This is a genomic window from Rheinheimera sp. UJ51 (assembly GCF_020819615.1).
Taxonomy (GTDB): domain Bacteria; phylum Pseudomonadota; class Gammaproteobacteria; order Enterobacterales; family Alteromonadaceae; genus Alishewanella; species Alishewanella maricola.
The window spans coordinates 45,805-69,101 of the sequence record NZ_JAJHOG010000007.1 but is presented as its reverse complement, the minus strand read 5'-3'; the positions used below and the strand labels follow the sequence as shown (position 1 = coordinate 69,101).

26 protein-coding genes are annotated in these 23,297 nt (G+C 45.9%); 12 read left to right on the top strand and 14 right to left on the bottom strand.

The window, feature by feature from the left end; translation table 11 throughout:
* Position 1: 1 nt before the first annotated feature.
* The 8 genes from LMJ53_RS10715 to LMJ53_RS10680 all read right to left on the bottom strand — a co-directional run bounded on the left by LMJ53_RS10715 (position 2) and on the right by LMJ53_RS10680 (position 6,089).
* Positions 2 to 511 (bottom strand): hypothetical protein, encoded by a 510-nt coding sequence (locus LMJ53_RS10715; RefSeq protein WP_229586053.1) that lies wholly within the window; start codon positions 509 to 511, stop codon positions 2 to 4.
* Entirely contained in the window at positions 508 to 1,272 is a 765-nt protein-coding gene (tatC, locus tag LMJ53_RS10710; RefSeq protein WP_229586052.1) for a twin-arginine translocase subunit TatC, read from the bottom strand. The genes LMJ53_RS10715 and tatC overlap by 4 nt, the downstream gene beginning before the upstream one ends.
* Positions 1,250 to 1,630 carry a Sec-independent protein translocase protein TatB gene (gene tatB / locus LMJ53_RS10705; RefSeq protein ID WP_229586051.1) on the bottom strand — a complete coding sequence of 127 codons (381 nt, stop codon included), beginning with the start codon at positions 1,628 to 1,630 and terminating at the stop codon, positions 1,250 to 1,252. Before tatB ends, tatC begins: the two co-directional genes overlap by 23 nt.
* Before the next feature lie 2 nt (positions 1,631 to 1,632).
* Entirely contained in the window at positions 1,633 to 1,896 is a 264-nt protein-coding gene (gene tatA, locus LMJ53_RS10700) for a twin-arginine translocase TatA/TatE family subunit (RefSeq protein ID WP_229586050.1), read from the bottom strand.
* A gap of 51 nt (positions 1,897 to 1,947) precedes the next feature.
* The gene (gene ubiB, locus LMJ53_RS10695; RefSeq protein WP_229586049.1) at positions 1,948 to 3,576 is read right to left on the bottom strand and encodes a ubiquinone biosynthesis regulatory protein kinase UbiB; all 1,629 of its coding nucleotides are present in this window, start codon (positions 3,574 to 3,576) and stop codon (positions 1,948 to 1,950) included.
* Positions 3,577 to 4,185, bottom strand: coding sequence for a ubiquinone biosynthesis accessory factor UbiJ (locus tag LMJ53_RS10690; protein ID WP_229586048.1), 609 nt, complete (start codon positions 4,183 to 4,185; stop codon positions 3,577 to 3,579).
* Positions 4,185 to 4,940, bottom strand: a complete 756-nt coding sequence (gene ubiE / locus LMJ53_RS10685; RefSeq protein WP_229586047.1) for a bifunctional demethylmenaquinone methyltransferase/2-methoxy-6-polyprenyl-1,4-benzoquinol methylase UbiE — start codon at positions 4,938 to 4,940, stop codon at positions 4,185 to 4,187. Before ubiE ends, LMJ53_RS10690 begins: the two co-directional genes overlap by 1 nt.
* A 123-nt stretch (positions 4,941 to 5,063) precedes the next feature.
* Positions 5,064 to 6,089 (bottom strand): GGDEF domain-containing protein, encoded by a 1,026-nt coding sequence (locus LMJ53_RS10680; RefSeq protein ID WP_229586046.1) that lies wholly within the window; start codon positions 6,087 to 6,089, stop codon positions 5,064 to 5,066.
* 252 nt (positions 6,090 to 6,341) lie between these two features.
* On the opposite strand from LMJ53_RS10680, the gene LMJ53_RS10675 reads away from it, so the two are divergent.
* Positions 6,342 to 8,087 carry a DUF885 domain-containing protein gene (locus tag LMJ53_RS10675; RefSeq protein ID WP_229586045.1) on the top strand — a complete coding sequence of 582 codons (1,746 nt, stop codon included), beginning with the start codon at positions 6,342 to 6,344 and terminating at the stop codon, positions 8,085 to 8,087.
* 94 nt (positions 8,088 to 8,181) lie between these two features.
* Here the strand turns inward: LMJ53_RS10675 and LMJ53_RS10670 are convergent, their stop codons facing one another.
* Positions 8,182 to 8,424 carry a hypothetical protein gene (locus LMJ53_RS10670; protein ID WP_229586044.1) on the bottom strand — a complete coding sequence of 81 codons (243 nt, stop codon included), beginning with the start codon at positions 8,422 to 8,424 and terminating at the stop codon, positions 8,182 to 8,184.
* A gap of 42 nt (positions 8,425 to 8,466) precedes the next feature.
* Positions 8,467 to 8,925, bottom strand: a complete 459-nt coding sequence (locus LMJ53_RS10665) for an EVE domain-containing protein (protein ID WP_229586043.1) — start codon at positions 8,923 to 8,925, stop codon at positions 8,467 to 8,469.
* A gap of 63 nt (positions 8,926 to 8,988) precedes the next feature.
* Here LMJ53_RS10665 and tesB point away from each other — a divergent pair, with 63 nt between their 5' ends.
* A complete protein-coding gene (gene tesB, locus LMJ53_RS10660; RefSeq protein WP_229586042.1) occupies positions 8,989 to 9,858 on the top strand; it encodes an acyl-CoA thioesterase II in 870 nt (289 codons plus the stop codon).
* Here the strand turns inward: tesB and plsB are convergent.
* The gene (gene plsB, locus LMJ53_RS10655) at positions 9,855 to 12,356 is read right to left on the bottom strand and encodes a glycerol-3-phosphate 1-O-acyltransferase PlsB (RefSeq protein WP_229586041.1); all 2,502 of its coding nucleotides are present in this window, start codon (positions 12,354 to 12,356) and stop codon (positions 9,855 to 9,857) included. The genes tesB and plsB overlap by 4 nt on opposite strands.
* An 80-nt stretch (positions 12,357 to 12,436) precedes the next feature.
* On the opposite strand from plsB, the gene lexA reads away from it, so the two are divergent.
* The 5 genes from lexA to LMJ53_RS10630 all read left to right on the top strand — a co-directional run bounded on the left by lexA (position 12,437) and on the right by LMJ53_RS10630 (position 17,547).
* Entirely contained in the window at positions 12,437 to 13,057 is a 621-nt protein-coding gene (gene lexA / locus LMJ53_RS10650; RefSeq protein ID WP_226751343.1) for a transcriptional repressor LexA, read from the top strand.
* 311 nt (positions 13,058 to 13,368) lie between these two features.
* On the top strand, positions 13,369 to 14,514 hold the full coding sequence (coxB, locus tag LMJ53_RS10645; protein ID WP_229586040.1) for a cytochrome c oxidase subunit II: 1,146 nt from the start codon (positions 13,369 to 13,371) through the stop codon (positions 14,512 to 14,514).
* Positions 14,515 to 14,517: 3 nt separating this feature from the next.
* Positions 14,518 to 16,101: a cytochrome c oxidase subunit I gene (gene ctaD / locus LMJ53_RS10640; RefSeq protein ID WP_229586039.1), complete on the top strand. Its 1,584-nt coding sequence runs from the start codon at positions 14,518 to 14,520 to the stop codon at positions 16,099 to 16,101.
* A gap of 10 nt (positions 16,102 to 16,111) precedes the next feature.
* Positions 16,112 to 16,666: a cytochrome c oxidase assembly protein gene (locus LMJ53_RS10635; protein ID WP_229586038.1), complete on the top strand. Its 555-nt coding sequence runs from the start codon at positions 16,112 to 16,114 to the stop codon at positions 16,664 to 16,666.
* 2 nt (positions 16,667 to 16,668) lie between these two features.
* A complete protein-coding gene (locus LMJ53_RS10630; RefSeq protein WP_229586037.1) occupies positions 16,669 to 17,547 on the top strand; it encodes a cytochrome c oxidase subunit 3 in 879 nt (292 codons plus the stop codon).
* A gap of 6 nt (positions 17,548 to 17,553) precedes the next feature.
* On the opposite strand, the gene LMJ53_RS10625 is transcribed toward LMJ53_RS10630, so the two are convergent.
* Positions 17,554 to 17,763 carry a DUF2909 domain-containing protein gene (locus tag LMJ53_RS10625; protein WP_229586036.1) on the bottom strand — a complete coding sequence of 70 codons (210 nt, stop codon included), beginning with the start codon at positions 17,761 to 17,763 and terminating at the stop codon, positions 17,554 to 17,556.
* A gap of 21 nt (positions 17,764 to 17,784) precedes the next feature.
* Between LMJ53_RS10625 and LMJ53_RS10620 the strand changes: the two genes are divergently transcribed.
* Genes LMJ53_RS10620 through LMJ53_RS10600 form a run of 5 tightly spaced genes read left to right on the top strand, consistent with a single transcriptional unit; the run spans position 17,785 to position 21,542 of the window.
* On the top strand, positions 17,785 to 18,510 hold the full coding sequence (locus LMJ53_RS10620; RefSeq protein ID WP_229586035.1) for an SURF1 family protein: 726 nt from the start codon (positions 17,785 to 17,787) through the stop codon (positions 18,508 to 18,510).
* Positions 18,503 to 19,015, top strand: coding sequence for a hypothetical protein (locus tag LMJ53_RS10615; protein WP_229586034.1), 513 nt, complete (start codon positions 18,503 to 18,505; stop codon positions 19,013 to 19,015). The genes LMJ53_RS10620 and LMJ53_RS10615 overlap by 8 nt, the downstream gene beginning before the upstream one ends.
* Positions 19,012 to 20,004 (top strand): COX15/CtaA family protein, encoded by a 993-nt coding sequence (locus LMJ53_RS10610; RefSeq protein ID WP_229586033.1) that lies wholly within the window; start codon positions 19,012 to 19,014, stop codon positions 20,002 to 20,004. The genes LMJ53_RS10615 and LMJ53_RS10610 overlap by 4 nt, the downstream gene beginning before the upstream one ends.
* 1 nt (position 20,005) lies before the next feature.
* Complete coding sequence (gene cyoE, locus LMJ53_RS10605; RefSeq protein ID WP_229586032.1) at positions 20,006 to 20,917, top strand: heme o synthase; 912 nt, start codon at positions 20,006 to 20,008, stop codon at positions 20,915 to 20,917.
* Positions 20,907 to 21,542 (top strand): SCO family protein, encoded by a 636-nt coding sequence (locus tag LMJ53_RS10600; RefSeq protein ID WP_229586031.1) that lies wholly within the window; start codon positions 20,907 to 20,909, stop codon positions 21,540 to 21,542. The genes cyoE and LMJ53_RS10600 overlap by 11 nt, the downstream gene beginning before the upstream one ends.
* Positions 21,543 to 21,553: 11 nt before the next feature.
* Here the strand turns inward: LMJ53_RS10600 and LMJ53_RS10595 are convergent, their stop codons facing one another.
* Positions 21,554 to 22,567 carry a polysaccharide deacetylase family protein gene (locus LMJ53_RS10595; RefSeq protein ID WP_229586030.1) on the bottom strand — a complete coding sequence of 338 codons (1,014 nt, stop codon included), beginning with the start codon at positions 22,565 to 22,567 and terminating at the stop codon, positions 21,554 to 21,556.
* Between the two features lie 67 nt (positions 22,568 to 22,634).
* A complete protein-coding gene (nfuA, locus tag LMJ53_RS10590) occupies positions 22,635 to 23,213 on the bottom strand; it encodes a Fe-S biogenesis protein NfuA (protein WP_229586029.1) in 579 nt (192 codons plus the stop codon).
* Positions 23,214 to 23,297 lie beyond the last annotated feature (84 nt).

Sequence of the window (23,297 nt, the reverse complement as noted above, 5' to 3'; positions counted from 1 at the left end):
ATTAGTCAATGCGTCTTACTTTAAGCGTACGGTTGTTTTTATCATTGGCTAGATAAAACGATCCGACCGCGCCACGCTTAATGTGATGTACCTCACCTACACTGATGGGATAAAAACCAGAATTAGTTTGACGCCACACTTGGTCATTCTCAAATTCCACAATGACCTCTTTGCGTAAGCTATAGCTGACTTTCCGCACGATAGAGGTGATTTGCTCAATATTATCCACGGCTTGCTTGCGTTCGTGACCAAATTGGCTTTCTATCGTTTTCAGATCAACTTCGGCTGCAACCTCCGGCTTAGTTTGCACGACTTCTGCAGGTGCAAGTGTCGGTGCTGAAGTACTTAACGTATTGGTCGATGTATTAATGGCATCATAACAGGCCAAGCGTTGCGCTGTTTGCGTTAGCGTGCGGCACTGTTCAAGTGCATTCGCAAGGGGGCTTTGTGCCATGCTGATCGGGCTGAAACACAGCAGTAAGCTGCTAGTTGTTAACAAGCGTTTGATCATGGTTGTTGCTCCTCAGTGTTGTCTGCTGCACTGTTATCGGGTTTAGGCTCATAAAAGCGGCTTAGCCACAGACCCACTTCAAATAGCATCCACATTGGAATAGCCAATAACGTTTGTGATAATACATCTGGTGGGGTTAATAGCATGCCGAGAATAAAGGCTCCGACAATAATATAAGGCCGTTTTTCTGCCAAGGTGGCACGGCTAACGCTACCACTCCATACCAGTAATAGAATGGCGATAGGAATTTCAAAGGACAAACCAAAAGCAAAAAACAGCTTCAGTACAAAGTCGAGGTAACTGGTAATGTCAGTGGCAATGGTTACACCTTCTGGCGCGACGCTAGTGAAAAAGGCAAAAACCAAGGGGAAAACAATAAAATAAGCGAAGGCGATGCCACCGTAAAATAACAGGGTGCTGCTGGCCACTAACGGCGCTATTAAACGTTTTTCCCGACTGTACAGTGCAGGGGCAATAAATTGCCAAACTTGCAATAAAATATAGGGGATGGCTAAACAAATAGAGACAATAAAGGTGAGCTTAAACGGCGCAAAAAACGGTGCGGCCACGTCGGTGGCAATCATACTGGTGCCTTCTGGTAGCACTGCCAATAAGGGCTCGGCTAGCAAAGCATAGATATCGCGTGCAAAATAGGCGAGACAAGCAAACACCACCAGCACCACAATGACTGAACGCAGTAGTCTGTTTCGTAATTCGAGTAAATGTCCTAGCAGGCTATTAGGATCCGGTTTTGTTTTCATCTTTTACGGCAGTCTCACTAACGGTGGGGGTGAGGTCTTTACTGAGCTTCTGTTGCAGCGGGTCAAGGTTTACCTGACCATTAGCAGGGCGCACCGAGTTTGCGGCTTCAGTTAATTCTTTAATCGCCGCTTGTTCATCAGCGGTCAGATTCAGCATGTCTTTGGCTTCAGCATCTTTAAGCTTTTGATGTAACTCATGTATCCGTAGATTATCACTGAGCTCGGCTTGCATTTGCTGACCAAATTGTTTCACGCTACGCACCGTTTTCATGGTACTGCGAATAGCGCCAGGTAAGCGTTCCGGTCCGAGCACCAGCAGTGCTACTACCGCGATCACTAAAATTTCCCAGAAGCCCATACTTAACGCTTATCTTTCTCAGCGTTGGCTGAGTGAGTGTGAGTGGTATCTGTGGCTTGATCCGCTTTGCCAGTTAATTGTTCTGGCTTGTGCGGCGTGTCTTCGTGTTCTTCATCCGCTTTTTCATCTTTGACGGAGCTACGAAACCCTTTAATCGCAGAGCCCAAATCGGTGCCGATGCCACGTAAACGTTTAGTGCCGAAAATCAACACAACGATGGCTAAAATAATTAATAATTGCCAAATGCTAACACCACCAATACCCATTTTAACTCCTCATCGATACTACGAACATGTTGCGCTGGACTACACTGCCTATTAGGCCAGTAGTGTTTTAATCGTAAAAAATGCGGCAATAACACCCAGTATGGCGGTAAGCCATGGCGAGCCTTGATTGAACGTTATACTAGCACTAATCACGCTGGCTGCAGCAAGAATAGCGTTAATTATTTGCCGTTTGCTTTGTTGTTGCTGCAGTTGCAGTTGTTGTAGTTGCAATAACAAAGCTTGCTGCTGTTGTGGGCCTTGCTGCAAATAGCGATGAAATAATTCCGGCATTTGCGGCATCTTTTCAGCCCAAAACGGCAGGTTCTCTTTTACTTGGCGCCAAATAGCCGGTAAACCGACTTGTTGTTTTACCCAATTTTCTAAAAAGGGTTTCGCTGTTTTCCACAGATCCAGTTGCGGATATAGCTGGCGACCTAGCCCTTCGATATAAAGCAAGGTTTTTTGTAAAAGTACCAGTTGCGGCTGCACCTGCATTTCAAAGCGTCGCGCGGTGTTAAATAAATTGAGCAGGACTTGGCCAAAGGAAATTTCGGCCAAAGGTTTTTGAAAGATCGGTTCACACACGGTACGGATCGCGCTTTCAAACTCTTCTACTTTGGTATGAGCCGGTACCCAGCCCGAATCCAGATGGAGCTGTGCCACTTTGCGATAATCACGGTTAAAAAAGGCAACAAAGTTTTCAGCTAAATAGCGTTTATCTTCAGCATTTAAGGTGCCGACGATGCCACAGTCGATGCCGATGTACAGTGGGTTCTCGGGATGCTCACGCGAGACAAAAATATTACCCGGATGCATATCGGCATGAAAAAAACTGTCGCGAAACACCTGCGTAAAAAACACTTCTACACCGCGTTTGGCCAGCAATTCCATGTCGGTGCCTTGTGCTTGCAGCGCCGGAATATCCGATACTGGAATACCGTAAATACGCTCCATCACCATGACATTGTTGCGACAGTGATCAGCGTAAACCAAAGGAATATACAGCGAATCTGAGCCTTCGAAATTACGTTTTAATTGAATGGCGTTGGCGGCTTCACGTTGTAAATCTAATTCATCTAAAATGGTTTTGCGGTATTCCGCGACGACTTCGCGTGGTCGCAGACGTTTGCCGTCAGGTAAAAACCGTGCTGCAATTTGCGCCAAGCTATCCATCAGCGCTAAATCAGCCAAAATTTGTTTACGAATACCGGGGCGGATCACTTTGATTACGACGTCTGCGACACGGCCATCGTCTTGGCGCAATTGCGCGGTATGCACTTGGGCAATCGAGGCTGAGGCTAAAGGTGTCACGTCAAAATCGGCAAATAAATCACTGATGTGCTTTAACCCCAGTGCTTGCTCTATCAGTCGTTGTGCTTCCTCTCCAGGAAAGGGCGCCACTTTATCCTGCAAAATACTTAATTCATCCACCAAGGCGGCGGGAAGCAGGTCACGGCGAGTTGAGAGCATTTGGCCAAATTTAATCCACACCGGCCCTAAACTTTGCAAGGCTAAACGCAATCTGGCGCCCACGGCGTGTTCTGGATAACGATTACGTAACCAAAAGGCACAACGACGGAATAAACGCGCGTACCAAGGTTGCCAGTGTTTTGGCAGTAGTTCGTCCAGACCGTATTGCAGCAGGGTTTTTTGGATCTGGTAAAAACGACTTATCCGCACCTAAAGCTCCTGATATTGTTTTAACTGGCGACGTAACATTTCTAATCGTGCCTGTAGCTCGCTAAGATCTTGGGTAAATTGATCCGCTTCTAAACGGGTTGGACTGAGCCGCAATTCATCTTGAACCAACTCCAGTTGCAATTGGCTGAGTAATTTTGCTTTTTCTTGCAAATAGGCTTGTAACTGACTCAGGGTACGACTGATTTTATGTGCTGCGGCATCACCGATATAGCCCGATAAAGCGTGCTGCCAATCGGGATTTAATTGCTGTAAAAAATAAGAAAATTGCTGGGCAACTTGTAAATCACCATCAATGTCGAGTGCATCACTTTTAATCAATTTAGTGAGCTGGCTGGGATCACGCAGCTGGCGTAAGGTCGCTAAATCTGTGGTGATTTTGCAATCAGTGGCTTCGTTATGCATATTAATCAGTAACGAGTCATTACTGGCGCTGATCACTAAGGTTAAGTTTAAATCGCGCAAACAAAAAGACAGCTGCTTGCCTTGCAGACGCTGCAAAGCAGGCTGACAGGCAGGATCCATCGCAATTAACTTGCGGCTGAGTTTTTCAGCAATGGCACAAAGTAATTGCGGTAGTAAGGGTAACATTAGAATTTATATCCGCGGTGTAACGCCACAATACCGCCGGTTAAGTTTTCGTAGGTGACTTCGGCAAAGCCCGCAGCGCTCATCATGGCTTTTAAGGTTTCTTGGTCAGGGTGCATACGGATAGATTCTGCCAGATACTGATAGCTTTCTTTATCATTCGCAATTAATTGCCCCATAAAGGGCAATAGGCGGAACGAATATAAGTCGTAGGCCTTGCTTAACCATTCATGGCTAGGCTTAGAGAACTCAAGTACCAATAAGCGACCCCCCGGCTTTAATACGCGAAAGATGGAACCTAAGGCGGCGTCTTTGTCGGTGACGTTGCGTAAACCGAAGCCGATAGAAACGATATCAAAGCTATTATCGGCAAAGGGCAGGGCTTCTGCATTCGCTTGCACATATTCAATATTATTGACCAAGCCTAAATCACGTAACTTATCACGGCCGACATTGAGCATCGATTCATTGATATCGGCTAACACTACCTTGCCAGTGGCACCGACGCGTTTTGAGAATAGTGCGGTGATGTCACCTGTTCCTCCGGCTAAATCAAGCACCTGCTGGCCAGGGCGGACACCACTACAATCAATGGTAAAGCGTTTCCACAACCGATGAATGCCCAGTGACATGACATCATTCATAATATCGTATTTGGCAGCTACCGAATGAAACACATCCGCAACCATGGCAACCTTTTGTTCTGCCGGTACCGATTTAAAGCCAAAATGTGTCGTGTTGTTGTTGGAATCGCTCATAACAGTGCCTGATTTAAATACTAGACTGTTAGTGTAAAAGATTACTGCAGCTGAGCCAACAGGCGTAACTGCAGAACAGGGGAAAATTCGGTAGTCAAGCCAACGGCTGCCGTAAACGGCAACTTAGGCAAATGCTAGCATGCTTTCACTGGCAACTTGATTACGCCCACGCTGTTTAGCAAGCAGCATGATGCTGTCAGTACGTGCTAAGAACTGATACCAGTTTTCTGATGATTGATACAGGGCTACACCAAGAGAAATGGTGATTTTAGGTAAACTCTTTTTGTCTTTTGCAGAAATAAAGCGAAGTTTTTCTACGCCTTTACGCACTTGTTCGGCAATTTCATTGGCAGTGCGTAAATCAACATCGGGTAGTAATAATAAGAACTGTTCGCCCCCAGCCCGAACGGGTAGGCCGCTTTCTTGCACATAACTGCGCACTTTAGTTGCCACTTTTGACAAGATTATGTCGCCAATAAGATGGCCATAATCCTGATTAAAGCGGCTGAAATGGTCTAAATCGACCGCTATGGCGGCAATTTGTCGATCGGGTTGCTCACTCAGCCATAAATCAACTTGGCTTTGCATGGCTACGCGGTTATACAAGCCGGTTAGCGGGTCTTGTAAACGCTGTTGCTTGATTTGCTCAAGTTCATTGCGCAGTTGGTGGCTTTGTTGATTGGCACTTACCAGCTGTTGATTTAGCTGTTGCTGTTGTTTGCGGTAAGTCAGGGTAACTTGTTTTAACTCTGCTAATGCCGGGGGCATTGGCATAGCATCTTGTTCAAGTTTAAACACGGTATGATCAAGCTGATCAATAAAGTCTTCCGTGGCTTCGGCGGCTAAGTCGGTATAACCAGACAGGCGCGTGACCATACCAGAAACATCTTGCAGTAACTGCTCTTGTTGTTGTTGTTGTTCGGGCAGCAAATGACGGTTGTATAACTCCGCCATAATAAAATCATCGAAGCGGGCTTTAGCAGCCAATTTTTCTTCAATTGCTTGGCACAACGCGTTGTTGTTACCACTGATATACTCATACCCAACCGTGTAGTTTGTCGGATGAGCCGCCAACTGGTTATGTTTCAGAAAAGCAACGACTTGAGCGGCTTTATCCGTGGCTTGCTGCATCGTATCTTTATACTTCATAGCACGACTTAGAGCTCCGTTAACGGTAAGCTGTTAATTAACAAAACCATAGTACGTGATATAACGTCAGTGGCAACAGGTTTTACGGATAATTTGTTATATTCAGTGAATTAATCCCAAAGTTGTTACGGAATTTAAAATTTAATTACTTAATTCTCACGATAAACAGCGGTAATGCTGCGTTTCGTTGGGCTGTTATCTGGGAATAAAGCCGCTACAATCAAAAATGAGCGATTAAAACAGGGTGTGTTTATGCTAATGACAATAAAAAGAGTGGCAGGCGTATTAACCGCATTAGCCTTGCTGAGTGGTTGCGCTTCTAAAGTGCCCGCACCAGCAGAATTAAGCTTCAAAGAGGTGGCAAATACCATTTGGTTGGCGGAAAGGGCCCTACAAACTGCAGCACCAGGGCAGTTAATGGATATGTCTGCTGAGGCCATGCGCTTGCGGCAAAATCAACGTTTAGCTTTACAGCAGCGTTTATTGGCCATTGACAGCTCGCAGTTGACTGAACAAGAGCAAATTGATCATGCTATTTTGGCTTATCGTTTAGCTGACGAAATAGATCAGTATCGTTTTAATGCGCATTTGATGCCGCTGACATCTGAATCCGGTTTTCATACAGCTTTAGCGTTTAGCTTACAGCGTACCGCCATTAAAGACAGTAACGATATCGAGCAGTATTTACAAAAGCTGGCAGCGGTACCCCAGTATATGTCGCAGCAAATGAGTTGGATGCGTCAAGGTTTAAGCCAGGGTATTACTCAACCTAAGGCCGTGCTGGCGGGATACGAGCAAAGTATTAGCTCTTATATTGTGACAAATATAGAACAAAGCGTATTTTTTCAGCCTTTATTGCAAAAGCCGGCGGCTGTAAGCGATATGCAATGGCAGCAGTATCAACAACAAGCCAAAAATGTGATCAGATCAGAAGTGAACACGGCTTATCAAGCGTTTTATCAGTTTATGGTTGATGAGTATCTGCCGGGCGCGCGGGATGATATTGCCGCCAGCAGCTTGCCCGATGGTAAGGCGTTTTATCAAAATCGTTTAGAGCATTACACAACGTTAAAATTAACACCTGAACAGGTGCATGCTACCGGTGTGGCCGAAGTTAAACGTATTCGAGCTGAAATGCAGCAAGTGATTAATAGTTTGGGATTTGTCGGTAGTTTTGCTGACTTTGTTCAGTTTTTACGTACCGATCCACAATTTTATCCACAATCAGCAGACGAACTGCTGCGTTACGCCGCGTACTTATCGAAACGCGCCGATGCGCAATTACCGCGTTTTTTTAAGCTATTGCCACGGACACCTTATGGTGTGGTAGAAGTACCTGCTGAAATTGCGCCTAAATACACAACCGGTCGTTATTCGGGAGCAACACGTGATGATCAAGCGGGTTTTTACTGGGTAAATACCTATGCATTAAACCGGCGGCCATTATATGAAATGGAAGCGTTAACGCTACACGAAGCAGTGCCGGGCCATCATTTACAAATTTCCTTGGCCAGAGAGCAAGCAACACTGGCTGATTATCGTCGTTCATTTTACACCTCTGCTTTTGGTGAAGGCTGGGGTTTATATGCGGAGTACTTAGGTATTGAAATGGGTTTTTATCAGGATCCCTACAGTAACTTTGGCCGCTTAACCTATGAAATGTGGCGCGCCGCCAGATTAGTTGTGGACACCGGTATGCACAGTTTAGGGTGGAGTCGGCAACAGGCTATCGATTTCTTAGCGCAAAATACCGCACTGTCGTTACATAATGTGCAAACCGAGATTGACCGTTACATCAGTTGGCCAGCGCAAGCACTGTCTTATAAATTAGGCGAGCTAACCATTAAACGTTTACGCCAAGAGGCCGAGCAGAAACTGGCTGAGCGTTTTGATATTCGTGAGTTTCATCAGGTGGTATTAGGTAATGGCAGTGTGCCATTAGCGGTGTTAGAGCAACAAGTTCAGCGGTATATTGCCCAACAGCTAACTACAGAGTAGATAAATCCATCTAAATAAGCATGCCGGCAATTGCCGGCATGCTTATGTTAAACCTGAAGCGAAGCTGTGATAAGCAGCTAGCAAATAAACAAGTCTAATGACGTAAGACAATGTTGGGTGCGGTATCTATTTCACCATCATGATCAATGGCGGCCAACTTGCCTTCAAAATCAAGCACCGCTATTTTTCCAAATGCCATATTCCTGACAAACTGTAATTGGTAACCATAGCGTTGCAGTTCAGAAACAGCAAATTTCTGAGCTAGGCTAAGTTGTTGCCAAAAATAATCAATGTCCCTATTAATCCGGCGCCTTTCTTGTGACTGAGTTGCAAACATGCTGGGCTCCAAGATGGTTAAGATCGATTAGTCTGCGCTGCATTACTGTAAATCAAGTAATGCTTGCCATTGTTCTTTAGTTAACGGCATGACAGATAAACGATTGCCTCGTTGGGTTAACGAGTGATTCTGCATCATAACTGAGCTTTTGATTTTGTCCAACCTGACCACTTGCGAGAATCGTGTCAAATATCGCAGATCCACGGCGATCCATCGCGGTTGCTCAGCTGTTGCTGTTTTATCATAGTAGGGGCTGTCTGTTTGAAACTGACTGGGATCAGCGTAAGCCGCCCGGACCACTTCTACTATTCCTGCTAATCCTATAACGCGGCAACTGGAATGATAGATCAGCACTTGGTCGCCCACTTTTACGGCATCTCGTAAAAAATTACGTGCCTGATAATTGCGCACACCCTCCCAAACAATAGCTTGTTCTGGCGCATTCGCAAAGTCGTCAATGCTACATTCGGCCGGTTCTGTTTTAAATATCCAATAGTTCATTTTGCCAGTCTCCATGAATTACGGCAGAATAACAGGACTTATTATCACGGAACAGGCCAGAATATGAGTCAGGTATTAGCAAATCTATTGTCTTTACTGAAGCTAGAAAGCATTGAGTTAGGGTTGTATCGTGGCCAAAGTCAAGATTTAGGCTTCAAAGCGGTGTTCGGCGGGCAAGTGATGGGGCAGGCGTTATCTGCGGCGAAAGAAACTCTACCCGAAGAGCGCAAAATTCATTCGTTTCACTCTTATTTTTTAAGACCCGGTGATGCCAGCAAGCCGATTGTTTATGAAGTAGAAAACATCCGCGATGGTAAGAGTTTTAGCACCAGACGGATCAGCGCTATTCAATTTGGCAAACCCATTTTTTATATGACCGCATCGTTTCAAACCGGTGAAGTGGGGTTTGAGCATCAAATTGCCATGCCCGAAGTCCCGGCACCTGAAGAGTTAGTATCTGATTTAGATTTTTATCAGCAGCATGCGGCACAAATTCCAGAGAAGTTACGCAGTAAATTTATCTGCGAAAAACCGATTGAAATGCGACCTGTCGATTTTCAAAACCCTTTTTCGCCACAAGTGAGTGCCGCTAAGCGTTTTGTTTGGTTTAAAGCCAATGGCAATATGCCGGATGATTTACGCGTACATAAGTATCTCTTAGCCTATGCCTCTGACTTTAATTTTTTACCCACGGCACTGCAACCGCATGGTCGCTCATTCTTAGCGCCGAATATGCAAGTGGCCACCATAGATCATGCCATGTGGTTTCACCATGATTTCCGCTTTGATGACTGGTTGCTATATGCGGTAGATAGCCCTGCGGCATCAGGCGGCCGTGGTTTGGTGCACGGCCATTTCTTTACCCGCGAGGGTCGCCTTGTAGCAACCACCATTCAACAGGGCGTTATTCGCGAGTATGCCAGTGCCGATTAAGCCCGACTTTCCTTCGGCATAATGCTATTAATACTTTGCAGTACGTCACTGCGTAGCAGCACATTTACGGTTTGAGATAAGGTGCTAAGCTCTGCCGTGGCACATACTCGGTTGTCTTGATCCAACCGAGTATAGCCTGCCTGTTTTAGTGCCTGACTTAACGTGGCGAATAAATTTTTATCGTAGTATTCGGGTGCATTAATACCGTGCAGTGTTAATAAGCGTTGCGCCAACTGATGGCTTTGCTGTTCTAAATCTGCACGATCTAATGGGCCATGCGCGCGCAATAAATTAAAGACCACGGCATAACGTTGTAAAGTATGCTCGGCATTATGTGCGAGCAGCTCCAGCATCACATATTCGCGATTGTGTTGAGAGGGAGCACGATACTGCTCGTCATCTAACTTTACTAAACCCTGATGCGTAAGTTGTTGCAAGATGGTTTTTACGTAGTTGCCTACCGAGGGCACATACAAAAATAATTCCTGGCGCAGCAAACTATACAATTGTTCGGCAATACGAATTAGCTGGCTTTGGCTGGTTTGTTGTTGATGTAAAACGGCTGAGGCTAAGATGGCTGGGATAATAAATAAATGCAGAATATTATTACGATAATAGCTCATTAATACGGTATTCGCCGGCGTTAAGCTGATGACATCACCGAAACTATCCCGACTAACTTGGATTTTTTTCATCTGCAGGGCATGATCAATCATGTCTGCGGCAGACATATGCGGCAGTGTCACCAAGCTATGATAGGGCGCACCTTGCTGGAGTTGCAGGTAGCAGTCAAGTTGCTGGATCAGTTCTTGCCGACTAATAGCTTGTTTATCGCTGGCTAATAGCGCCAGTGACAGCAAATTAATGCTATTCAGTGCCGCGGCCTGATTGATATGTCGCATAATTTGCTCAGACAATTTAGCCACCAGCGGGTTCAGCCACTGCGGTTTAGGCGCTTCAAGAGCATTAATCTCGCTTTTCCAATCCGGTATTTGCTGCGTTAAATAGTGATTGAGTGAAATGGGTTCGCCAAAATTAACATAGCCAAAGCCATAATCGCGTAAATTACGGATCGCCTTAAGTACACCACCAACCGATTCCTTTTTCTTGCCAGAGCCCTGCAATTCACTGAGGTAAGTGTTTACTTCCATGACATGCTCATAACCCAGATAAACCGGCACTAAAGTAACGGGGCGATCAATGCCACGCAGCATTGATTGTACGGTCATCGCCAGCATGCCGGTTTTAGGGTTTAATAAACGTCCCGTGCGACTACGGCCGCCTTCGGTGTAGTATTTAACCGCATAACCTTTCATAAACAGCAAGCTTAAATATTCGCGAAAAACGGTTGAATACAACTTATTGCCACTGAAACTGCGTCGAATAAAAAATGCCCCACCACGACGAAAAATCGTGCCTGCAGGCCAGAAATTTAAGTTAATGCCTGCGGCGATATGCGGTGGCACTAACCCCTGATGATAAATAATATAACTGAGTAGCAAGTAATCCATATGACTTCGATGGCAAGGTACATAAACAATTTCATGTCCTTTTTGTGCCAGATCGCGCAAGGTGTCGACATTATTGACCTTAATGCCAGCATAAAGCTTTTGCCATAACCATGTCAGAATACGATCACCAAAACGTAAAGTTGACGTGCGGTAATCGGCTGCAATCTCTTGCAGTAATTTGCGAGCTTCTTGTCGCGCCGCGGCGTAATCACCATTGCGGTTAGCCGCTTCATCGGCGATGGCTTTTTTAACCGCAGGCGTGGCTAATAGCGCATTAAATAACTGACTGCGGTTCATCAGTTTTGGCCCTGTTGCTGCCAGTCGCTGCCGATAAAAGTGGATCCGTGACATGCGCAGCAGTTTTCTGGCAGTGCTGGCTTCAGCGCCAAATTGTCCAGCCATTTGTTGTAGATCTACTGGTTTACTTAAGCGCACCAGCGTGTGTCGACCTGAGATAAACACAATCAGTAACTTAGCTAACCAGTTAGGTGAATGAGCTTCCCCTAGTAACCATTTAATACTGTCTTCCTTACCTGGTGCACGGCCCCATAAGATCGAGATCGGCATCAGCTGTGCCTGTAATTTGGGATTGGCTAAATGAGCCGCGAGTAATGTTTGTCCTTGCTTTAATGCACGGGTCTCGCTGCGGCCACCAATGATTTGGTGAGGTTTTTCGAGAAATAAGATGCGTGATAATTTCTGCCCCCGCAGTTCGACATGGCTAAGCGGATCGGGCAAGGCTAATTGCTGGCAAACGCGACGCAGCGTGGCGACATCACTGGCTGATTCGGTGTGGCAAACATAAAATAATGGCCGCTCTGTACTCACTCCCAGTTGTTGTAGTGGGTTATCAGGAACGATTTTGAATTTAACGAGTAGACGAATAGGCCATTTTAATAATAAGGTCAGTAACGACAAGCTTGAGAACATAATGATACCGAGCAAACTGAACAGTGCTAAGAATACCACAGCTGCGTAAGCTGGCAAATTCAGCTGCAGAACAACGCTTGGCATTTCGAAAAAGGCTGTATATACTGACAGTACTTACTGTATAGGTAGCCAGCATTATGAGACCATTAACGCCTCGTCAGGCCGAAATTCTGCAATTAATCAAAGATTACCAACAAGAAACCGGAATGCCACCCACGCGCGCCGAGATTGCGCTGCGTTTAGGTTTTAAATCTGCCAATGCAGCGGAAGAACATCTCAAAGCCTTAGCTAAAAAGGGGGTACTGGAGATGATGCCCGGTACCTCGCGAGGGATCCGTTTATTGGAAGACGATTCCGCTCCCGAGCAATTGGGTTTGCCTTTGGTGGGTAAAGTTGCCGCTGGCCAACCTATCTTAGCCGCTGAGCATGTACAAAATCATTATCAAATTGATGCGCATTTATTTAAACCCCATGCTGACTTTTTACTTCGGGTACAAGGCATGAGTATGCAAGATATCGGCATCCTCGATGGCGATCTGTTAGCCGTGCATAAAACCACGCAAGCAGAACATGGCCAAGTGATTGTCGCCCGTGTCGATGATGAAGTAACGGTAAAGCGTTTTCAGCGGCAAGGACATGAAGTTTTATTGCTTCCTGAGAATCCAGATTTTGAGGTGATTAAAATCGATTTACGTGAACAGCAATTTGCCGTTGAAGGCCTTGCTGTAGGCGTGATCCGTAACGGCAGTTGGCTATAAAATAGTCGCTGTTCAACAAGTTAATTTACAATTGCACTGGTATGACCTCTAGGTTTTATCGGTGCTTTTGCATTTTAGGGGTTTACATAACGCTCATCCTGGACAATTCTTAAGCGGCAACTGTTCAAAAAATAATTAACGTTAACAGTGGCTGGTTTCAGCGCTTGCTTCGAAATCACAAAAAAATAATAAAAATAAGAAATTGCGAAACTTACCACATAGATTCGGTCAGGATAGGTTGATATAAAGCCGTGTAGTTCTGTGTTCTTGGTTTCTGCAGTTTGCAATGCAAATGACAGAGGAGAAGTACAGTGACAAACACGCGTTGTCTGGTTTGGTCGCTGCCGACCCTATTTTTTGCCGCATCGGCAAACGCATCAACATCTATGCCTTTGAATATGACCAAAGGCGCTACGGAGATCAGTCAGCAGGTTTATCAACTGCATATGACCATTTTCTGGATTTGTTGTGCTATCGGTGCAGTGGTGTTTGGGATTATGTTTGTATCCATGATCCTTCACCGCAAAGCAAGAGGGGTGCAGCCGGCTTCATTTCATGAAAGTACCAAGGTTGAAATTCTGTGGACGACCATTCCGGTCGTGATTCTTGTTGTGATGGCATTTCCCGCCACGACCACTCTATTGGCGATGGATGACACCTCCGCTGCCGATGTGACCGTGCAAATCACTGGTTCGCAGTGGAAATGGCATTATAAATACCTTGAACACGATGTTGAGTACTTTTCATTATTAGCGACACCCAGAGAGCAAGTGGCCAATAAACTGGCCAAGGGTGAAAACTATCTATTAGAGGTCGATCGGCCTTTAGTGATTCCTGTTGGGAAAAAAATTCGCTTCTTGATGACCTCTGATGATGTGATTCACTCGTGGTGGGTACCTGCCTTTGCCATTAAAAAAGATGCGAACCCTGGCTTTATTAACGAAGCATGGACTCGGGTAGACGAGCCTGGCACTTATCGTGGGCAATGTACTGAGTTATGCGGTAAAGACCACGGCTTTATGCCAATCGTGGTGATTGCGAAAAGCGAAGAAGATTATTTAGCGTGGATCCAGCAAGAAGAAACGCGGATCGCCAGTGAAAAAGCCGCCGAACAAGAATTGCTAGCCATGAATATGAGCATGGCAGAGTTAATGAGTACCGGTGAGAAAATCTATCAAGGCTGGTGTGTTGCCTGTCATCAGGCTACTGGCATGGGGTTACCTGGTATTTTCCCTGCGTTAAAAGGCAGCGAGTTAATCCTTAATGATCGCAACGGCCATATTGATGTGTTGGTTAATGGTCGCCCGGGTACCGCGATGCAGGCGTTTGGTAAGCAACTCAGCCTAAAAGAATTAGCAGCGGTTATCACCTATACCCGTAATGCTTTTGATAATAATACCGGTGATACCGTGCAGGCTGCCGATGTGTTCGCTGTCCAGCAAGGCAAGGGAGAATAACCGATGTCAGCAATTACTACAGAACATGATGATCATGCGCATGATCACAAACCTAGCGGCATAAAACGCTGGTTGTTTACCACGAACCACAAAGATATCGGCAGCATGTACCTTATTTTCGCTTTGGTGATGTTTTTCCTTGGCGGCAGTATGGCAATGGTTATTCGTTTGGAGTTATTCCAGCCGGGTATGCAATTTGTCGAACCTCATTTCTTTAACCAAATGACCACAGTGCATGGCTTAATCATGGTATTTGGCGCGGTAATGCCGGCCTTTACCGGTTTAGCTAATTGGATGATCCCAATGATGATTGGTGCGCCAGATATGGCGTTACCACGGATGAATAACTGGAGTTTTTGGATCTTACCTTTTGCGTTCTTGATCCTTTTACTCAGTTTATTTATGCCAGGCGGTGGTCCCAGTTTTGGCTGGACGTTCTATGCCCCGTTATCGACAACCTACAGCGGTGACAGTACGGCGCTGTTTGTGTTTTCGGTGCATATCATGGGTATTTCTTCCATTATGGGGGCAATTAACGTGATCGTCACCATTTGGAATTTACGTGCTCCTGGTATGACGTGGATGAAAATGCCCTTGTTTGTCTGGACGTGGTTTATCACAGCATTCTTACTGATTATGGTAATGCCTGTATTAGCCGGTGCGGTTACGATGGTGTTAACGGATAAATATTTTGGTACCAGCTTCTTTGATGCTGCCGGTGGCGGTGATCCCGTGCTGTTTCAGCATATTTTCTGGTTCTTTGGTCACCCCGAAGTGTACATCATGATTTTGCCAGCCTTTGGCATTATCTCCGCCATTATTCCAACCTTCGCCCGTAAACCGTTGTTTGGTTATGCCTCTATGGTGTATGCCACCGCCAGTATCGCTATCTTGTCGTTCTTGGTTTGGGCACACCATATGTTTACTACGGGGATGCCGGTGTTTGCGACCTTGTTCTTTATGTATTGCACTATGTTAATTGCCGTACCTACCGGGGTAAAAGTGTTTAACTGGGTGGCCACAATGTGGCGAGGAGCCATGACGTTTGAAGTGCCGATGATGTTTGCCTTGGCCTTTATTGTGCTGTTTACCATCGGTGGCTTCTCGGGTTTGATGTTGGCGATAACGCCAGCTGACTTCCAGTACCATGATACCTATTTCGTGGTAGCACACTTTCACTATGTGTTAGTAACAGGCGCAGTGTTTTCGATTATTGCGGCGGCTTATTACTGGTTACCTAAATGGACTGGCTACATGTATGACGAGCGTCTTGGCCAGTTGCATTTTTGGTGTTCTTTGATTTCTGTAAACATGCTGTTTTTCCCAATGCACTTCGTTGGTTTAGCGGGTATGCCACGCCGTATTCCCGACTATGCCCTGCAATTTGCTGACTTTAATGCTTTTATCAGTATCGGTGGCTTCCTGTTTGGCCTGTCGCAACTGATCTTTGTGTGGGTGTTGGTTAAATGTGCGCGCGGCGGTGTGCCCGCTACTGCGCAGGTTTGGGAAGGTGCTGAAGGTTTAGAGTGGGAAGTGCCGTCACCTGCGCCTTATCACACCTTTGAAACACCACCCGTAATTAAGTAGCGGAGGGCTTATGCAGCTGCATCGTACGCTGGTCAGTAAATTACTACTGGTTGTGTTACTGATGTTTGGCTTCGGTTTTGCCTTAGTACCTTTATATGACGTGTTTTGTGATATTACCGGTATTAATGGCAAACCCTCGGCAACGCCAGCCACTGTGCTGGCGGATAATATCGACACTAGCCGCGAAGTGACCATTGAGTTTTTGGCGCGACCAAACAAAGACATGCCGTGGATTTTTAAACCCGAGATCCGCCGTTTGACGGTGCATCCAGGTGAAATTTACGTGATGAACTATATCGCAGAAAACCCCACCAGCCGCATGATTGTAGGCCAGGCGGTGCCATCGGTTTCGCCAGGCCAAGCTGCACTCTACTTACACAAAATTGAATGCTTTTGTTTCACCCAACAGCAACTGGCGGGCGGCAATAATATGCTGATGCCTGTGCAGTTTTATGTCGATCCGGCGCTACCGGCGCAGTTCAGCACGATTACATTGAACTACACCCTGTATGACGTGACTGCCAGTTGGCAGCCGGACACTGCTACAGCAAAAAGTGGGGAATAATAATGAATAAGACCTATGAAAAATATTATGTGCCGGCACAAAGCCCTTGGCCAATAGTCGGTGCGGTAGCGATGTTTTGTATTGCCTTTGGTGCTGGGCATTACGTGATTGATGTCAGTAAGCAACAAAGTGGTTTTGGCGGTTGGTTATTGCTTGCCGGTTTTGCCATCCTTATTTTTATGTTGGTAGGTTGGTTTAGAAATGTCATCGATGAATCTATGGCCGGTTTATACAGTGCGCAAATGGATCGGTCTTTCCGACAAGGTATGATTTGGTTCATTGTGTCTGAAGTGATGTTCTTTATGGCCTTTTTTGGTGCCTTGTTTTATGGCCGGGTGATTGCGATGGAATGGCTCGGTGGTGCCAGTAACAATGCGATGACTTTTGCTATTTTATGGCCCGATTTTCAGCCGTCATGGCCATTACTAAAAACGCCCGGTGGTATTGAAACACAAGCGATGCCAGCATGGGGTTTACCGACCATTAATACGGTGCTTTTAGTGATTTCGTCTGTCACATTGCATTTTGCGCATGTGGGGTTAGAAAAAGAAAAGCGTGGCCAATTAAAGTTGTTTTTGTTGCTCACGCTGCTCTTAGGCGCAGTGTTTTTGTGTTTACAAGGCTATGAGTATATTCATGCTTATCGTGATCTTGGCTTACGCTTAGACTCTGGTTTTTACGGTAACACTTTCTTTCTGTTAACCGGTTTTCACGGCTTACATGTCACGCTGGGTGCAATCATTCTACTCTTTATCTTTTTTAGAGTATTAAAAGGGCACTTCACGCCAGAAAAACATTTCGCTTTTAAAGCCGGTGCCCTGTATTGGCATTTTGTTGATGTGGTTTGGTTATGTTTATTTGTCTTTGTCTACATCATTTAAACGGCTTTAATAAGGGCGGGCATTAGGTGCAATCAGTCCGGTCGCCATCGCGAGAATAATTAAGGCGAGGGCGATCGCTGAGAACAACACCCTTTTACCAAGATAGTAAGACAAGCTGTGGCTGGATTCGGTTTGGCGCATAACGCTAAAACCGGCTTTTACCAGATTAACCACGATATAGATCAGCAATAGAACGATGGCTATTTTTATTATCATTTCATCTCCGGAGTTTGACTGATGCAGTTTAAGTTGTTCGGTCACTTATTTAACGTTAATCGGCTGTGGTGCTTTATTACTCTGGCCGCTTTTTTAATATTAATCAAGTTGTCGTATTGGCAATGGCAACGTGCCGCAGAAAAAACCGAGCAATTACAACAGTTGGCCGTACTGCAGCAGCAAGGTGCTATCTCTGCGTCGCAACTGTTTAATTTGATCAGTGCCGAGGCCGATGGTGTGTTAGTAGAAGATGCTGGCCGTTGGTTAGCCCCTTACGTGTGGTTATTAGATAATAAAATTGTCGAAGGCCGCGTCGGTTACGATGTGTTAATACCGGTGCAATTTCAAGCAACGGCACCCGCGTTACTCGTTAATTTAGGTTGGGTTGCCGCGCCAAGCAGTCGCCAAAGCTTACCTGAAATAACCATCCCTGCTGAAATCAGTGTATCGGGTCTAGTGAGAACAAAATTAGGCGGCGTGCTACTGGGGCAAAACCTTGAAGGCAATACTTACCCGATGCGTATGCAACAAGTCGATATCACTGCTTTACAACAACAACTGCCGGTACCGTTATATGCGGCCGTTATTTATCAGCAAGCGCCCTCTCGTTTTATTCCGCACTATAAAGCCGTGGTGTTACCGCCCGAAAAACATCGCGGTTATGCCGTGCAGTGGTTGGGTTTAGCCATCGCGGTATTAGGTGTTGCGCTTGCAGCTAGTTTGCAATTGGAGAAAAAACATGAATAAAAACAAATTTCTGCTGTTGTTTATCCTCTGCTGTGCTCTGCCATTGGCCTTGGCTAAGCTGGTGTTAGAGCTCGGTTGGTTTTCACCTGGTTCGGGCAGTCAGGGGGCTTGGTTGGAACAAGAGATCTATTTACTCGATGATGCCAGTGCTCGCCAAGATCATTGGCGTATTGCGGTGGTTGCCGCGGCGTGTGATCAAAAGTCCTGCCAGCAAGCTTTATACACCGTAAAGCAACTGTATACCGGATTAGGTCGCAAGCAAAACCAAGTGCAAACGGTGTATGTTGGCCAGCAATTACCGGCTGATTATGCCAACTTTCCGCAGTCGAATGTAACCAATGCGGCTACGGCGGCATTACAAAACCAAATTGTGTTGGTTGATCAACGCGGCTTGGTGTTATTGCGTTATCCGATGCCAGAGCAAGCGGAACAAATGGCGGTTACGGCTAAATCGATCCGCAGCGATTTAATGAAGTTGATGAATTACGACAGGACCAGCGTATGACATTACATAAAAAATTGGTCACTTTGACCCTATGCTGGACCATGCTCGTGATCATTTTGGGTGCTTACACCCGTTTAACGGACGCCGGTTTAGGCTGTCCAGATTGGCCAGGTTGTTATGGTTTTTTGAAAGTACCGGCCCATCCAGAAAAAGTGTTAATGGCCGCTGAGCGTTTTCCCGAGCGCCCCTTAGAAACGCATAAAGCGTGGAATGAAATGGTGCATCGCTATTTGGCCGGTGCTTTAGGTCTGCTGATTGCCGCACTCTTTATCAGTAGTGTTTGGCAACAACGGCGCTTAACTATTATTCCCACGGCGTTAATTATCTTAGTGTGTTTTCAGGCCTTGCTCGGTGCACTAACGGTAACGATGGGCCTATTTCCATTGGTAGTGATGGCACACTTACTGTTTGGTTTTGGCATCTTTTGCTTATTGGCTTTATATTGGCTTAAGGTGCATCCTCACTGGCTTAGTCGAGAGCCCCAATTGCTTCGTCTAAAACCTCTCGCCATCTTGGCGGCTATTGTGGTGTTAATGCAAATTGCTCTAGGCGGCTGGACCGCAGCAAATTATGCGGCTTTGGCCTGTTTAGATTTACCCCTGTGTGAAGCGGGATGGTCAAATCGTTTAGCCTTTGCTGAGGCCTTCGATTTACATCTTGGTCATGGTGATTACGAATATGGCGTGATGTCGCAAGATGCACGTGCCACCATCCATGTGTTACACCGCATTGGTGCGCTTATTACCTTTAGTGTGGTGGCCTTTTATGCTTGGCGTTTATTCAAGATTGCCCAATCTTCGCTAATGCAGCGCTTAGCACTGGCCATTGGCGCGACCTTATTACTGCAATTTACCTTGGGCGTGCTCAATATTGTGCTACACCTACCTTTAGCAAATGCAGTTGCCCACAACTTTGTTGGTGCCAGTTTGCTGATGTTCGTTGTGGTATCGGTCTATCAAATTAATCAGCAACAAGGCAGGGAGAGGTAATATGGCAACGTTATTATTATCAGGGATGCACAGCCGACTGTGGCGCGACTATTTAGAGCTTACTAAACCTAAGGTTGTCGCTTTGTTGGTGTTAACCGCTTGGGTCGGCATGGTGTTGGCGACAGATCAATGGATTTCTTTTGGTTTGTTGTTTTCAGCGACGGTGGGGATCGGTTTATTGTCGGCTGCCGCCGCAGCGTTAAACCATGTAGTTGATCAGCGCATTGATGCACAAATGGCTCGTACCCACAGTCGGCCAGTGGCTCGTGGTCGTGTTAGCAGCAAACAAGCGGTGATTTTTGCTTGCAGTTTAGCCTTAGCGGGCTTTGTTCTGCTGTATTTTGCAGTAAACCCGCTGACAGCATGGTTAACCTTACTCAGTTTGTTTGGGTATGCAGTGGTTTATACCATGTTTTTAAAACGGGCCACTCCGCAAAACATCGTGATTGGTGGTTTAGCGGGCGCCATGCCCCCCTTATTAGGTTGGACTGCTATTACCGGTGATATTCATGGCCATGCTCTGCTCTTAGTGATGATCATCTTTGCTTGGACACCGCCGCATTTTTGGGCGCTGGCTATCCATCGTCGCGATGATTATGCCAAAGTGAATATGCCCATGTTGCCCGTAACACATGGCATTGAATATACAAAAAGCGCCATTCTGTTATATACCCTAATACTATGCATTGTGTGTCTCTTACCTTATATTGTCGGCATGACCGGCGCTATTTACTTAGTGGCCAGTACGTTACTGAATTTACGGTTTTTGCAGTATGCGTGGAAACTGAAATTCTTTGCAGAGGCCAGCACCGCGATGGCCACCTTTAAGTTTTCCATTGTGCATTTAATGTTGTTATTTTTGGTGTTAGTGGTCGATCATTATTTTAAGGTATTAACGCTTTATGTTTCGTAGTATCAGTTATTTATTATTGACCGTAGGGGCATTGGTCGCCGGTGTGCTAACATTTTTAATGTTACAGCAACCGGCAGCGCCGAAGCAGGCATTAGTGTATCCACAGGCGCGAAATTTAGCCGAGTTTAGTTTAACAGATCAACATGGTCAGACCGTTGGTCGACAAGATCTGTATGGGCAATGGACGCTCGCTTTTGTTGGCTACACCTTTTGCCCAGACATTTGCCCGCTGACCTTAGCGAAGCTTGCAGGTGTGCAGCCTGAATTAGCGAAAATGCTCAAAGAGCCATTGAAGATCTGGTTTATTTCGGTTGATCCGCAGCGTGATACGCCAAAGCAAATTAACGAGTACGTCAATTATTTTCAGCAACCGGCACTGTTAGGTGTTACGGCAGGGCACGATCAACTGTTTCCGTTTGTTCGAAATATTGGTTTGATGTACGCCATGAGCAGTAATGCCGAAGGCAATTATCTGGTTGATCATAGTGCTTCGGTGGTGCTATTGAATCCACTAGGACAAGTGGTGGCTATGTTTAAACCTGAGATGGTGGTTGGGCAGCCGCCGGTGATTGATCCCGAACAGCTGCTTGCCGATTTCCCGTTGGTGTTAGCGCTACTTAAATAACGTTATTGACCTTAGCCTGCGTTTAACCAAGGTTGCGAATACCAATAAAAGTAACCTTTTTTACTGAGCGATGGCGCAGTGCAGTTATAACGACTGCGTCCGCGATTTAAAGGTTTACTGGCGGTGACTTCAAATGTTGTTGCATTTAACCAGACCGGCTCAAGCACTTCACTGCCTGCATAGCAGCGTAGTTGTTGCCGACGAAAATCCTCTATTTGCAGGGATAAGCGCAGTGTAGGGGGGTTAGCACTGACTTGCTGATCGGCCATCACATAATCTGTAATAGGAAAGGCCAGAGTACGCAATTTTTGACTGAGATCTTTGAGATCCGCATATTGACCCGCTGCAGGATAACGCGGGATCCGCGTTAATTTTGTTAAAGGGCCAATGGCTCCCGATTGCTGACCGATACCGATAAAGCCTAATTGCTGCACTAAATCTTCTAGTGCATTATTAAATTCGCCATAAGGGTAAGCTAACCATTTATGCTGTTGGCCCGTTTCTTCTTTGATGCGTTGCTCTGCTTGCAGAATACTTTGCTTCATCCGCTCTAACCAAGCCGCTTCTGTTTCATCTTTATTGCGCGTTGCCATATGCTCATGCCACATAGCGTGGTTAGCGATTAACACGCCATCATCTGACATTTGTTTGACTTGCGGCCAAGTTAGCACCGGCCCGATACGCTGATCAATCGCGCCTGGGCTGATAAAAAGAGTATAGGGGTAGCCGAATTCCTGCAAAATAGGGTGGGCCGTGGTGAAATTGTTTTCATAACTATCATCAAAGGTAATCACCACGGCATTATCGGCAATGGGTTGCCCCGAGGTTAATTGTTGAATTAACACATCAAGGCCAATAACTTGAAAGTTGTTATCACGAAAATAACTGAGATGGGCGCGAAGTTCATCCGGGGTAACACTGCTCACACGCGGCGTGTCGCTAGCAACATGATGATAAATCAACATTACGGCCGCTTGAGCCGGAGAAAGTATTAACGAAAGTAACAGAAGTATCAGCGCACGCATAAAAAAGCCCCAATAAGGATATCGAGGCTGTTATAGCATAGTTGGTAAAAAAATGCTGCTAGCGCACTTAGTAATAGGAGTGTTCGCCGCGCTGGTGCTCTGTAATATCTTTTACGCCAGACAGTTCGCCATCGAAACGTGCTAATAGCTCTTTTTCAATGCCTTCTTTTAACGTTAAGTCGACTTGTGAACAGCCATTACAGCCACCGCCAAATTGCAGGATTGCCACGCCAGTTGGCGTTAATTCCATCACGCTAACACGGCCACCATGGTTGGCTAATTGCGGATTAATTTCACTATCGATGACATATTGCACGCGTTCCATTAAAGGGGCGTTGTCACTCACCTTACGTACTTTGGCATTCGGCGCTTTTAATGTCAGCTGTGAACCCATCTGATCGGTCACAAAATCGATTTCTGCGTCCACTAAGTAAGGTTTACTTTCTTCATCAACCACCGCATCAAAGCCGGTAAAGTTCAGCGTGATATCGGTTTCTTCAACCGCATCGGGTGGACAATAAGACACGCCACATTCCGCCTGAGCCGTGCCAGGGTTGACCACAAACACCCGAATGTTGGTGCCAGCAGGTTGTTTTTCTAACAGCTTGGCAAAGTGGGTTTGAGCCTGTTCTGAAATTGCAATCATAGTAGTACCTGACTAAATTACTAGGTTATGCCTTATGATACTCTTCCTATTGCGGCGATGCCAGCCCTGCTTGAGTTTTGTGCT